Raw genomic sequence first — 14,646 nt, 5'->3', positions numbered from 1 at the left:
TATCAGACAAACCAAAATTCCACCAAAAAACTCTCTCATTATACCTGATATTCTTGTAATTTTTCTACCGGAGACTGTCTGCAAGCGCTAATTCTAAAGTTGCATATACGCAAAAAGGCGCCGTGTTTCCACGACGCCTTTTTTGAACAGCGACTCTTTGCCTGAATCAGAGCCTGAATCAGATGCCTGACAGAGGATACGGCTTCAGGGTTGTGTTGCAGATATGCTGCGCCATACGAATCACCTGACAGCTATAGCCGTACTCGTTATCGTACCATACATAAAGTACGCAACGATTACCGTCAGCGATAGTGGCCAGCGCATCTACCACACCTGCTGCACGCGAACCAACAAAGTCTGAAGAAACAGCCTCAGGTGAATTACTGTAATCTACCTGCTTCTGCAAATCAGAGTGCAGCGCAATGTAGCGCAGGTATTCGTTCAGCTCTTCACGCTCAGCTGCCGATTTCAGGTTCAGGTTCAGAATCGCCATAGACACGTTCGGTGTCGGAACACGAATCGCATTACCGGTCAGTTTACCTTCCAGCTCCGGCAGTGCCTTGGATACCGCTTTGGCCGCACCGGTTTCAGTAATAACCATGTTCAGTGCAGCCGCACGGCCACGACGACTACCCTTGTGATAGTTATCGATCAGATTCTGGTCATTGGTGTAGGAATGGACAGTTTCGACATGACCATTTTCAATACCGTACTTGTCCTGCAGGGCTTTCAGTACTGGCACAATGGCATTTGTAGTACAGGAAGCAGCCGACAGAATATTATCTTCCGGCGCAATATCCAGATGGTTAACGCCCATCACGATATTCTTCATGTTTTTGCCCGGCGCCGTCAGCAGTACCTTGGCAGCACCCTTGGCCTGAAGATGGCGAGACATGGCTTCAGCATCACGGAACATACCCGTGTTATCGATCACCAGCGCATCCTGAATGCCGTACTGAGTGTAATCCACATCTTCAGGCTGATTGGCAAAAATCACCTGAATCGATACACCATTGGCCACGATGCACTGATTCTCTTCATCAACCTGGATGGTGCCTTTGAACGAGCCGTGAACCGAGTCGCGGCGCAGCAGGCTGGCGCGCTTTTCCAGATCATTCTCAGCCTTGCCTTTACGCACGACAATAGCACGCAAACGCATGCTGTGACCGATACCGGCACGATCAACCAGTTGACGCGCAAGAATACGACCGATACGACCAAAGCCATAGAGCACAACATCTACCGGTTTGCGGTCATCAATTGGACCGATAGCATCTGCCAGCTCATCGGCTACAAACTGCTCCAGAGAACGGCCTTCAGCAGCCGTGCGGAATTTAATCGCCAGTTTGGCAATATCCACATGCGCGTTATGCAGATCCAGACCGGTTACAACTTCCAGTACAGGGAAGGTATCAACGACAGACAACTCTTCATCTTCTACCTGTCTGACAAAGCGATGTGCTTTGATAATATCGATCACAGATCGCTTGACGATCACGCGTCCATACACAGAGATCTCGACATTACGCTCACGGTAAAGTCTACCGATCAACGGAATCATTGCTTCAGCAATCGACTCACGCGCATTCCAGTCCGCTAAAATCAGTTCTTGGCTCACAGCTTGCTCCGAAAATATAAAGGCTCCATTTGCGTTGGCGCATTATCCCTGTTTAGGCAGCAGGGATCAAACCCCATTCGCTAGACTTTGGTCCGATCATTCAGCTCGGGTTCATTTTTTCATCTTGCCCATGACAAGGACTGTGTTTTTTTACAGCATTGGTTACACTAACGCCCTATCTTGTCTGGTGTTCAATCCTGGAGCGAAACGTGCTGACTGCTTTTTCCTATGCCCTTCCCCACTCAGCTGGGGATATCAAACGCCTTGGTCAGGTGACTGGCTGCAGTACCGGTCTGTTACTGCAACAGCTGCTGGAGCAGCAGCATCAAGGCCTGGTACTGATGGTCTGCAAGGACAATGAAACGGCACTGCGTATTCGCGAGGAAACCCGCTTCTTCTGCCAGGACCCGGAAGAAATACTGTTGTTCCCGGACTGGGAGACGCTGCCGTATGACAGCTTCTCCCCGCACCAGGATATTATCTCGCAACGTATCGAGACGCTCTATCGACTACCGTCGATGAAGCGCGGCATACTGATAGTATCTGTCTCCACGCTGATGCAACGCATCGCACCCAAAACCTTTATTACCGGGCACAGCCTGAGTCTGGATGCGGGCCAGGCCTTTAATCCGGATCAATTACGCCAGCAACTGGTCCATGCCGGTTATCAGGCTGTGAACACTGTTTATGAACACGGTGAGTTTGCTGTACGTGGTTCCATTATTGATATTTTTCCAATGGGCAGTTCTCTGCCTTTCCGTATAGACCTGTTTGATGATGAAATTGAAACCCTGCGCACCTTCGATCCGGAAAGCCAGCGTTCGATTGATACCCTGAAACAGATCCGCTTGCTGCCAGCCCGCGAGTTTCCGTTCAACGAGCCATCTATCCGTCTGTTCAAGCAACACTGGCGTGAACGTTTTGAAGTGGACTTCAACCGCTGCCCGGTGTATCGGGATGTTTCTGACGGGCTGGTACCTTCAGGGATTGAGTATTATCTGCCACTGTTTTTTGATGCCCTCTCAACCCTGTTCGACTATCTGCCTAAACAGACACTTATCGTTGAACAAGCCGGCATTGATCTGGCTGCACGCCATTTTGATACAGAAGTACGCAATCGCTTCAATGAACGCAATTTTGATACCCAGCGACCACTGCTGTCACCGGAAGCACTATACCTGCCGCCGGAAACACTGCTGAGTCAGCTGAAACACTATGGCAGACTGCGGCTCAGCAGTGATGCCGAAACACTGCGTCCAGGACGCGACAACCTGCCCTGCACTCCGCCACCTGATCTGACCGCCGAGCCTGGCAGTGATCAGCCTCTCGCTCGCCTCAAACAGCTCATTCAGGCACAACCGGATGCCAGCCTGCTGCTCTGTGCCGAATCGGCCGGACGTCGCGAGGCGCTGCTGGAACTGCTGAAGAAAACCGGACTGAAAGCAACCTGGGTGGAAAACTGGCAGGCCTATCACAGCAATCCCTTGCCTCTGGCGATTACCGACTTCCCTCTCGACCAGGGAATCTCCATCGAGCATCGTTTCCATCTGATTACCGAAACCCAACTGTTTGGTCGCCAGATTTTTCAACGCCGCCGTCGTCAGCGTGACAAGGAGCAATCTGATCAGGTAATCCGCCACCTGTCCGAACTCACTCAGGATGCACCTGTGGTACATCTTGACCATGGTGTGGGGCGCTATCGTGGACTGCAAAGCATCCAGGTGGATGGACAGACCAATGAGTTTCTGACACTGGAATACGCCAACGACGCCAAGCTGTATGTGCCGGTGTCTTCCTTGCACCTGATCAGCCGTTATACCGGTGCTACGGATGATCTGGCTCCACTGCACCGCCTGGGTACGGAACAATGGAGCAAGGCACGCCGCAAGGCGGCTGAAAAAGTCCGTGATACGGCCGCTGAACTGCTGGACATCTATGCCCGGCGTAACGCGCGACAGGGCTTCTCTTTCGATTTCCCGGAAGATGACTACACCCGCTTTGCTGCGGCCTTTCCTTTTGAAGAAACCCCGGATCAGGCCAGCGCCATTGATGCCGTTATACGTGATATGCGAGCAGCCAAACCCATGGACCGGCTGGTGTGCGGCGATGTTGGCTTCGGCAAGACCGAAGTCGCCATGCGCGCGGCCTTCATTGCCGCCCAGGCAGGCAAACAGGTTGCCGTACTGGTTCCAACCACGCTACTGGCTCAGCAGCACTATGAAAACTTCCGCGATCGTTTTGCTGACTGGCCTGTCAATGTAGAGCTGATTTCCCGTTTTCGCAGCGCCAAGCAACAACAGACTATTGCTCAGCAGCTCAGTGAAGGACAGGTCGATATCCTGATCGGCACCCACAAGCTGTTACAGGGTAGTCTGACCTTTAAGAATCTTGGATTGCTGATTATTGATGAAGAACATCGCTTTGGGGTGCAGCAAAAAGAGAAAATCAAAGCACTGCGGGCTGAAATCGACATTCTGACCATGACTGCAACACCCATCCCGCGTACCTTGAACATGGCGATGTCCGGCATGCGCGACCTGTCGATTATTGCAACACCACCCGCCCGACGTCTGTCAGTCAAAACCTTTGTGCGCCAATCCGAACCGGCACTGCTGAAAGAAGCCATTTTGCGTGAGCTGCTGCGTGGTGGCCAGGTCTACTACCTGCACAACGAGGTCAAGACCATTGATAAAGTGGCTGCAGACGTCGATGCGCTGGTACCTGAAGCCAGGGTTGCTATTGGCCATGGTCAGATGCGGGAGCGTGAACTGGAACAGGTGATGAGTGATTTTTATCACAAGCGCTTCAATGTACTGGTGTGCACCACCATCATCGAAACCGGTATCGACATCCCCAATGCCAACACCATTATCATAGAACGCGCGGACAAGTTCGGCCTGGCCCAGTTACACCAGCTACGCGGGCGTGTCGGCCGTTCTCATCACCAGGCCTATGCCTATCTGTTAACACCCGATGCACGCAACATGACCGAAGACGCCCAACGACGCCTGGAAGCCATCTCAGAAGCCTCAACGCTGGGCGCAGGTTTCACGCTGGCCACGCATGACCTGGAGATTCGTGGTGCAGGCGAATTACTGGGCGAAGACCAGAGCGGCCAGATGCAGACCATCGGTTTTGGCCTGTATATGGAAATGCTGGAGCAGGCAGTGGATGCTATCCGTGAAGGTAAAACCCCGGATCTGGACAAACCCTTGCAACATGGCTGCGAAATCAACCTGCATCTGTCAGCACTGATTCCGGAAGACTACCTGCCCGATGTGCATAACCGCCTGATGCTCTACAAGCGTATCGCCAACGCACGCGACGCCGAGCAGCTACAGGAAATCCAGGTCGAAATGATCGATCGTTTTGGTCTGCTGCCCGAACAGACCAAACATCTGCTGCGTCTGACTGAACTGAAGCTGCTGGCCGAAACACTGGGCATTCTTAAACTTGATGCCAACGACAAAGGCGGCAAGATTGAGTTCGACAGTGAACCCAAGATTGAACCCATGCGCCTTATCCAGTTGATTCAGCGCCAACCGCAGATCTTCAAGCTGGATGGGCCCACAGGTTTGCGCTTTACTCGCGCCATGCCCAATGCAGAAGAACGCTTCCAGCAGGTTGAGGCGTTACTGAACGGCCTGCGAAACTAGCCTGACACTCAAAGGTGCAGGCCGCTGCGGCGCGTCACACGTTTTTCCAACGCGTGACGCAGCGCGCTCTCACGACTGTAGATCAGGGTAAAACGCTCTCGAGAACGGGTAATGCCGGTATATATCAGCTCCTGAGTCAACACCGGGTTGGGCTGATCCGGCAATACCAGTGCTGTATGCGTGAACTCTGAGCCCTGAGATTTATGCACGGTCATGGCAAAGACACTTTCCAGCGCCTGCAGACGACTGGGCATAATCCAGCGCACGCCGCCATCCGCCCCCGGGAAAACCACTCTCAGGGCTAAACATCTGGAACCATCTGGCTGCTCCACTGGCCGCATCAAGGCAATACCGATATCACCATTCATCAACCTGAGACTGTAGTCATTCCGGGTCATCAATACCGGCCGCCCCTCATACCAGAGAGAGTCACTGTCCTGTAGCCAACCTGCCCGGGTCAGCGCTCGGGCAATCCAGGGATTGAGCTGTTCAACGCCCCAGGGACCTTCACGCACGGCGCAGAGCAACTGAAAACCGGTATGCGCCTGTAATATCTGTGCCGCCCAGTCATCATAGGCTGCATTGTCTGCTGTTTCAGCAGGCCGTCGGGTTTGCATCAGCTCCAGATAGTGACGGTATCCCTGCACCACCAGTTGCGCCAACGCAGCATCTGCCGCATGACTGACAAGCAAACGCTGAATCGGCCCCTGTTGCTCGTTAAACAGCTGCTGCAAAGCCTGCATCCGATCCGGGACAGGCTGATCATACAAACAGCCTTCATTCACCAGACGCGCTAACGCGCCGATCCCCCCCTGATCACTGAAACGGTGACTATGACGCAGCATGGTGATCACCTGATCCAGCGGTCGTCCGGTTTCACTCTGATAACCAACCGCTAAAGCATAGCCGGTTACCCGCTGCAGCCATTCAACTGTTTCCGGTTGATAACAGCCCTGTGACGCCCGCTGGCACAAATCTCCCAATACGGCACCGGCCTCAACCGAAGCTAACTGATCCTTGTCTCCCAGCAAAATCAGCCGGGCCTGGGGTCTGAGTGCATCCACCAGGGCAGCCAGCATTTCCAGATCAACCATGGATGCTTCATCGACCACCACCAGATCAACCGGCAACGGCTGTCCCCGGTGATGTCGAAAACGACGACTGTCCGGCTGCGGTCCCAATAACCGATGCAGAGTGGTGACCTCTGTCGGTATGGCCGCAGCCAGGTGTTCCGGCTGATCACTGAGATCCGCCAGAGGCAAACTTGCAACCTGTGCAGCAATAGAGGCATTCAGCCGTGCAGCGGCCTTGCCTGTGGGAGCTGCCAGAGCAATGCGCAAAGCCGGCTGCTGCTGTTGCATGGCCAAGGCTTGCAGCAACGCCAGCAAACGCACCACAGTCGTCGTTTTACCTGTACCCGGCCCGCCAGTGATCACCGCAAAGCCACTGCGTGCAGATAGTGCACAGGCAATTTTCTGCCAGTCCGGTTGCTCGCGCGGCGTAACAGATGGAAACAGTCTGTCCAGTAAGGGCGCCATGGCCGCATCCGGGAAATCATACCGCTGTTCAATGCGCTGCTGCAGTGCCTGACACACCTGCTGCTCATAATTCCAGTAACGGCGCAGATAGAGTAGTGGCGATTCTGCAGTGCCCGCCAACACCAGTGGTGTACTCGCCTGCTCAGAATGAGATGCATCCGGTCCCTCTTCAGGCTGAATCGCCACAGACCCACGCAGCTTCGCCCACCACTCAGCCGGGCTCAACTGAGTTGTTGCCTGTAACAGCTGCGACAGGCCCAGTGCGTCAGGACTCGCAATGAGCTTCAGTGACTCCAGCGCCGCCATCAAATCCAGACAGACATCACCATGACCATTGCGCTCACTGGTCAGCCCGATCGCCAAAAGTACATAAGGATCAGATTCAGGTGCGGTGTCAGCAATATAACGGCATAGCGCCAAATCCAGGGCACGCAGTTTTCCCTGTTCATACAGCCGGTCCAGCCAGTCGAATGCCATACCCTGTTCCCTGTTCATTCGATCACGTCTCCAGCAAACAGTTTATCCAGTCCCTCAATCACCTGGCGCGCCGGTTTGTCAAAAAACACCCCCTGGGTTTCTGACTGACTGCCGCGCAGGAAAACATAGGCCGCCCCGCCCATATGCTGGTCATAATCATAGCCAGGCAAGCGCACACTCAACTGCCGGTGCAGCGCCAGCAGATACAGCAGGTATTGCAGATCATAGCGTTTATCCAGCAGAGTCTGACGCATTATATCTTCAGAATAGGCTTGATCATTTACACCTAACCAATTGGATTTCCAATCTAAAACATAATATCTACCCTGGTGTTCAACCACCAGATCGATAAACCCTTTCAGCATGCCGTTAACTCGATTGGCTGCCAGTGGCGGACGTGCCTGACCACCCAGTGTACGCGACTGAACCCAGGCATCCAGTTTCAGGGTATCGAGTTGATGACTGGCGAACCAGAACTCCAGTTCAACGCTGTACTGCTGTGATGACAGAGCAGCCAGACTCACCGGCTCCGCATCATCATTCAATTGCCTCGGGAACTGCCAGACCTGCTGCACAAACTGCTGCAACCAGTGCAACAAGGGCTCAAACCAGTCCTCCAGTTGATGCTGCTGACAGCGTTGCAACAGATACTCGCGACAGCTGTCCTGAAGTTCAGGTTGCAGTACACCGGCAAATCCCTGTTGGCGAACGCCCTGATCATCAACCCAGCTCAATGCAGCCGCCCATTCCAGCAGACTGTGCAGGAAGGTACCGATATGACTGCCTTTAGGCAGGCCGTGCAGATCTCTGGATGGCAGCATGGCCGTCTGCAGATCGTCGCTCTCCTGAGAGTCCAGAAGGGTTTCCTGCCAGGCGGTTTCACTGACCTGTGTTCGCCCCTGCTTCAGGGCAGAATAGCTGGCGATCCACCAGTGTTCATGTGTCAAGCGGGGCGCCTGGCGTACCGCAAACTGCACTGCGGTCTGCTCTGGCTGCCAGGGCTCTGGCAACTGCTCGGGCAAGGCTTGGCGACTGAGTGTCTGCAGCGCTTGCAGGGCCTCAACAGGGCACTCAGCGGGCGCATTCAAAACATAAGCCAGTGCCGATGACGCAAACCCGTCTGTCTCGGCCACACCTATCCAGTTAACAAAGCGGGCACGGGTCAAACCAACATAAAGCTTGCGCAGATCTTCTGCCAGACGCTCGTCATCCGCCTGGGCCAGATTCTCCGCATTACTGCGTAGATGCACTTCCACCTGCTGGTCCGATGTATGCGTGATCAACAGCGTATCGCGCGCGGTAGCCGGACGGCTATCACCAATAAAAGGCAGGAAAACTAATGGATACTCCAGTCCTTTCGACTTGTGAATCGTCACTACCCGAACCAGCTGATCATCGGTTTCCAGACGCAGTTGTTGCGCTTCACTCTGCTCATCCGGCTCCAGTATCGACTCTTCCAGAAAACGAATCAGAGCCTGTTCACCATCAAGCATGTCGGCGGCCTGATGCAACAACTCTCCCAGATGCAGCAGATCGGTCAGCTCACGCTCGCCCTGTGCACGCTGCGTGGCACCTGCAGCCAGTTTGAAATCCTGTATCAGCCGATAAATTAACGGCAGTATCCCCTGACGCTGCCACAGCTGGTGGTAAGTGACAAACTGTCCAGACTGGCTTTCCCAGTAGAGCTCATCCCGATTCAAGCGCTCCAGTAAACGCACATCAAGGCGTAACAATGGGCTGGCCAGAGCTGCGCGGATCAGTTTTTCATTCAAGGGTGACGCCACAGCCCTCAGCAGCTGTAACAGCTCGCTGGCTACACGGGTCTGAAATACACTGGAGCGATCCGACAGATAGACACTGGCCACCCCTAGCTGCTGCAAGGACTGCCGGATCAAATTGGCCTCAGTGAGATTGCTCACCAAAACAGCACAGTCCGCAGGCTGGACGCCACGCCAACTGCCCGCGTCGCCCAAGGGCAGCAACGCCTTGCCCTGCTGCCCCTGAGTCAGTAATTCAGTAATACGGGCTGCCGTCGCCTGAGCCAGACGGGCACGAGCATCGCCCTTATTCAGTTTGCCGTCTACCGGTTCAACCCACCAGGCTTGTAGTGCCGGAGCCGCCTGTCCATTCAGCAGCAAGCCCGGCAGTTCGGCACGCCCTGCCCTGACCGGTACAAACGGCACCGGGTTCTGCTGATCTGACTTGAACAGAAATGCGCCCCGGGAACGCTGTTCAGCCAGGCTGAATACCTCATTCACCGATGTGATCAGCGCCGCTGTCGAGCGGTAATTGGTATCCAGGGTATAATGCCGCCCTTCACTGTCCCGACGTGCTTGCAGATAGGTGTAAATATCTGCTCCCCGAAAGGCGTAGATGGCCTGTTTCGGATCTCCGATCATAAAAAAGCCAACGGCTTCACTATCGCCCTGCTGATGATAAATACGGCGAAAAATACGGTACTGCACCGGGTCTGTATCCTGAAATTCATCCACCAGCGCTACCGGAAACTGCTTGCGAATCGCCCTCGCCAATGCATCCCCCTGAGCTGAAGCCAGAGCCTGGTCCAGCCGCAGCAGCAGGTCGTTCTGACTGAGACTATTGGATTGCAGTTTGACCTTTTCAATCCGGGCAGCAATCCAGTGTGCCGCATGACATAGCAGATCAGGCTCAAGATCAGGCAAGGCGGCCAGATCCGCTTGCAGCTGCGCCAGCGCACGACAGGCAGGATGATCAACCGGTGCCTGATCCGCCTCCAGCCAAATCTCCTGCACCCCTTCTGAGGACATCACCCGCCAGCTTTTTCCGGAAAAAATACCCGGATCTTCCTGTGATACCTGCGCCAGCCAGTCAGACAGTTTATTCAGCACACCCGCTCGATGATTGCTGTTCAGTTTTTTCGCCTGAAAGGCTTTTTGCCGGGCCGCCTGATCAAACAGCTGCTGTAACTGCCCGATATAATCTTCCCGCTGCCATCTTGCCTTAAGGTCGGCCAATTGCTGTGCACGCTGATGCAGATATTGATGAATCAGCTGCAATGCAGACCCGCCGGGCTGAGGCAGGTATACAAGCTTGTCCAGACAGGGCTTGACCTTTTTCAGCAAAGCATCAGGTGAGGCCCAGCAACTGACAACCCGTGACAGCTCATCCAGTGGCAACTGGCTGTACTCAGAACGCCAATAGTCTTCCGCGGCCTGCTGCTGCCAGGTTTGCTCATGTGTTTCCAGTTGCGGGTCAAACGCACTGCCACTATCAAAAGCATGCTCGCGTAACATGCGATAACACCAGGCATGAATGGTAGAAATCGCAGATTCATCCATCCATTGAGCGGCCAGTGTGAGTTGACGGGCTGCACGTGGATGCTGCTCGGGTGGCAATTGCTGCTTCAATGCCTGCAGTAATGCATCCTCTGACTCAGCTCCCTCAAACACCTGAGCCGCCTCCACCAGGCGGGCACGGATACGATCGCGCAGTTCAGCTGTCGCCGCATTGGTGAAGGTCACCACCAGTATTTCCGGTGGCAGTAACGGGCGCGTGAAAGCCTGTTCACCACCATGTTGTATCACCAGGCGCAAATACAGCAAAGCCAGGGTAAATGTCTTGCCTGTACCGGCACTGGCTTCAATCAGTGCCTGTCCTTGCAGTGGAAACGTCAGCGGGTCCAGACGGTTAATCTGATCAGTCATGCCGCACCGTCCTTATGGGTTTTCACCGCATGATGAAAGTCGCCATAGAGTGCCTGGGCTCGACGGGCAAAGGCTCCATCACTCAGGAGTTGTTGCAGGTCAGCACAGTGCTGCTGGAAAAACCGGCTCTGCTGAAAGGTATTATCCAAGGCGTCCTGCAGCCTTGTCACCAGCCGACCTTCAGGAGTGCCTGACGGGTCCAGATCACTACTGTTTTCCAGCCAGGTAATACCTGTCTCCAGGTTGATCAGCGTGGGAGCTTGCAGTGTTTCATGAGCAGCCTGCAACAGGCGCTCCAGGCATTCGGTTGCCTCAGCCGCTGAGTCCAGAGGGGCAAAGCCAATCTGCCCTTCCGGTGTCAGGATCCGGGTAGTCAGTCTGAGTCCCTGCTGATGAGCCAACAGATGCATCAACCAGCCTCGCAGATGATTATGCCATTTGCGGTTGCGCCCCTGGCGGATCAGGCCGCTGCTTTGCAATAACAGCAGTGCCAGATCACCGTTTTCAGGATTTCGATAGAGGGGTTCAAGCAGGGTTTCAACCGCCAGAACACCCCATGAGGTCTGTACCGCACACTGCACTGGCTGACTTTCCAGTGCCTCGCTGTAGGTCTGGCGTTCAACCTGCCAGACTTCCTGTAGAGCATCCAGTCCTTGCTTCAGCGTCTGCGCTTGCAGTTGCCCCAGGCTACCCTCAACCAGAATACCCTCTTGCTGCATACGCTGAACCTCTGCAGCACTGCGCTGCAGAAAATCCTCCTCATCGACGGCGGGCATCACTGCCGTGTGCAACAGCCGATCACGCAATTGCCAGACTTCCAGACCGTCCAGTGCGAAACTCTCCGTATCACGCAATACCTGAATCGACTCGGTACGTGGTACTTGCAGGCGCAAGCTGTAAAAGCTGTCCACCGGCTGTTTCAGCAACTGCACCAGCTGTGTCAACGACAAGGGGCTATCGGGCTGCCAGGTATCGAGTGCGGGTATGTCTGGCGGCTCTGGTTCTGGCTGATGGACGGCCAGCCATTCAGCTGCGTAACTGCGTCCGGATTCCGAGGCAGACTCAACGGCAAAATACTGGTGGCTGAAAGGTTGCAACGGATGCTCAGTGGTCAGTTCGGACAACAAATCCGGTGTTTGCCCCTGCCAACCGGACTGCAGATGATCGCGCAGCTGTCCAACCAGCACCGAGGCCGGTCGAACCGAGTTGTCACGCACATTACGCCCCACCCAGCTGATCACCAGCTTCTCGCGAGCCGCCAGTAACGCCTCCAGAAACAGGTAGCGGTCATCTTCCCGACGTGAGCGATCGCCGGGACGATAATCCTGTGCCATCAAATCAAAGTCGACTGCACTGACCGAGCGTGGATAATCACCATCGTTCATCCCCAATAGCCAGACCTGCCGAAACGGAATTGCACGCATCGGCATCAAGGTGGCAAAGTTCACTGAACCGGCAAGGAAGGTCTGACTCAGGCCCGGCTGGTCAAGACCGGACAGAAGTTCCTCACGCACCACATCCAGCGTCAAGGGCAAGTCAGAGGCATCACCCAGGGCAATGGCATCGAGCCACTGCGTTGCCTGCTGTTCAAACCTGAGTAACAGTGCCTGATCCTGATCGTTCTGAGGCAGGAAAAAGTCCTGCAACAGCTGCTGCAAACGGGCAATCCAGCCAGATGCATTGGCCGGTTGGGGCAGCAGATGCCAGAGGCTCTCCAGCTGATCCAGCAACAACACCAGCGGCCCCAGCTTGGCCGCTTCCAGTCCTGCCACTTCCGCATAGGGCACAGTCCCCTGCCATCCGGCCGTATCGCCACTGGCGTACCCCAATAGCATACGCTTCAGACCAAAACGCCAGGTATTGCTTTCCAGACCATCTGGCAGATCCAGCGCCGCACGCTGCGTAGCATCCAGTCCCCAACGGATATTGGCTCCCTGAATCCAGCGTTTCAGGCTGATCAGATCTACTTCATCCAGTTCAAAACGGGCACGCAGCGCCGGGACATCCAGCAGATCCAGCAACTCCGTTACACTGAAACGTGATTCAGGCAGGTGCAGCAGGCTCTCCAGGGCAATCAACAGGGGCGCTTTATGGCGCTGCCCCTGATCAGCAATGTGAAACGGCAAATAGCGCGGATCATGACGATCCAGCTTGCCAAACACCGCATCGATATGTGCGGCATACTGTTGAATATCCGGCACCATAACCAGAATATCACGCGGGTTCAGCGGATTACCGGCCTGCTGTGCGGCCTCAAACTCCGCCAGCAACTGGTCCTGTAGTATCTCCACTTCACGCTGAGGACTGTGTGCGACCATGAAACACAGGCTGCGATCCTGCGCCTGTACCTGTGTATACATCGCCTGGCGTTCTGCCAGGCTGCGTAATGCCAGAATATCGTCCTGAAGCTGCTGTAACAGCGTCTTATCACCCGGTGAAATAAACAGGTCGATACGCTCAAAGTGCTGCTGGTAGGTTGATGGCTGATCACGCTCATCCAGCAGTCGGAGATAATCCCGCCCCTGACGCCCCCAGGCGGCAAGCAATGGATGGCCGTGCAAATGCAACTGTTCATCAGTCAGGCTGTCAGGAACTGGACGCCCTGAATTGCGACGATAGGCTTTTTTGAACAGTTCACGGCCTTCAATCAGGTCGCCCCAGTAATGCTGACTGGGATTACAGACAAACAGCATGACCTGAGAAAACTGTGCCAACACTTCGAGCACTTCCAGTGTCTGCTGAGGTAACGAAGAAATACCAAACACAATGATTCGACGGGGTAAACCAGCCGCGCCCTGCCCTGCAGATACCTGACTGAGCTGCTGACAAAACAGTCGGTGCACACTGGAACGACTGGCGTAGTGCAAAAAATCGATCTCGGCATGTTCAGCCGCAATATCTTCATGCAACCACTGCCAGAGCAAGGGCTGCCAGAGCTGTTCTGCACTCAGCGGCAGACGCTCTCCCTGAGCAGTGATTATCACCGTCTCGCCAGCCAACCAGGCATCCAGCCAGTCCGCACGGTATACCTGATACTGATCGTAAAGATCCGCCAGCCGCGAAGCCAGACGCCAGGTTCGGGACACCGAGGGATCCTGCTGCAGAAAATACTCCAGTGGCTGTAATACCTGGGCATTCCCGGCCCGTGCAGCAAGCGCGGGCAGATCATTGAGCAGGCGCAACAAGCGCCAGGTCAGCGGACCTTTATCAAAAGGAGAGGCGCTGGGCAACCTGGGGAACACCGCACGATAGGCCTGCCAGATAAACCGTCCTGGTAGCATCACCTGCAGGCCCGCTGCGATCCCCAAACCGGATTCCAGCTCATCTCCCGCCTTGGCGGCCAGTGCCAGTTTGAGCCATTGAGCAATGCCATTACTCTGCACCAGCATGACTTCATTTTCGAGCGGCCTGAGTGGATAGCGCTGCGTCCAGCGCACCATCAGATGACGTAACTCTTCCAGATGGTTCCCCTGGATGACCATGAGTCCGGTCGGCCAGTCCGTTGTCGCATTCAAGCGGCTGCTCCTTCTAAAAACCTTGTCTAAACATCCGTGTATCCTATGCTAAGTTTAGTGGAGTTAACAGCAGCGCCAGGCTACGCAGTTTTGATTTTTCAGATCTATACTGGGCCTATGATCCCTTTAAGGAATAAACGCTTTGATGAAATGGATGGC

Annotated in this window: 5 protein-coding genes; 1 reads left to right on the top strand and 4 read right to left on the bottom strand. The window is 54.8% G+C overall.

Features of this window, described 5'->3' with window-relative positions; genetic code table 11:
• Positions 1 to 178: 178 nt before the first annotated feature.
• A complete protein-coding gene (locus ADINL_RS07760) occupies positions 179 to 1,618 on the bottom strand; it encodes a glyceraldehyde-3-phosphate dehydrogenase (protein WP_036546015.1) in 1,440 nt (479 codons plus the stop codon).
• Between the two features lie 212 nt (positions 1,619 to 1,830).
• Between ADINL_RS07760 and mfd the strand changes: the two genes are divergently transcribed.
• A complete protein-coding gene (gene mfd / locus ADINL_RS07755; protein ID WP_036546361.1) occupies positions 1,831 to 5,274 on the top strand; it encodes a transcription-repair coupling factor in 3,444 nt (1,147 codons plus the stop codon).
• A gap of 8 nt (positions 5,275 to 5,282) precedes the next feature.
• On the opposite strand, the gene recD is transcribed toward mfd, so the two are convergent.
• The 3 genes from recD to recC are packed head-to-tail and all read right to left on the bottom strand — an operon-like array spanning position 5,283 to position 14,487.
• Complete coding sequence (gene recD, locus ADINL_RS07750; protein WP_036546011.1) at positions 5,283 to 7,307, bottom strand: exodeoxyribonuclease V subunit alpha; 2,025 nt, start codon at positions 7,305 to 7,307, stop codon at positions 5,283 to 5,285.
• On the bottom strand, positions 7,304 to 10,972 hold the full coding sequence (recB, locus tag ADINL_RS07745; RefSeq protein ID WP_036546007.1) for an exodeoxyribonuclease V subunit beta: 3,669 nt from the start codon (positions 10,970 to 10,972) through the stop codon (positions 7,304 to 7,306). Before recB ends, recD begins: the two co-directional genes overlap by 4 nt.
• Positions 10,969 to 14,487, bottom strand: coding sequence for an exodeoxyribonuclease V subunit gamma (recC, locus tag ADINL_RS07740; protein ID WP_036546003.1), 3,519 nt, complete (start codon positions 14,485 to 14,487; stop codon positions 10,969 to 10,971). The genes recB and recC overlap by 4 nt, the downstream gene beginning before the upstream one ends.
• Positions 14,488 to 14,646 lie beyond the last annotated feature (159 nt).

The sequence above is a fragment of the Nitrincola lacisaponensis genome (genome assembly GCF_000691225.1).
In the GTDB taxonomy this organism is placed as follows: Bacteria; Pseudomonadota; Gammaproteobacteria; order Pseudomonadales; family Balneatricaceae; genus Nitrincola; species Nitrincola lacisaponensis.
The sequence above is the reverse complement of the archived record's forward strand: the minus strand, read 5'-3'. Positions and strand labels throughout refer to the sequence as shown.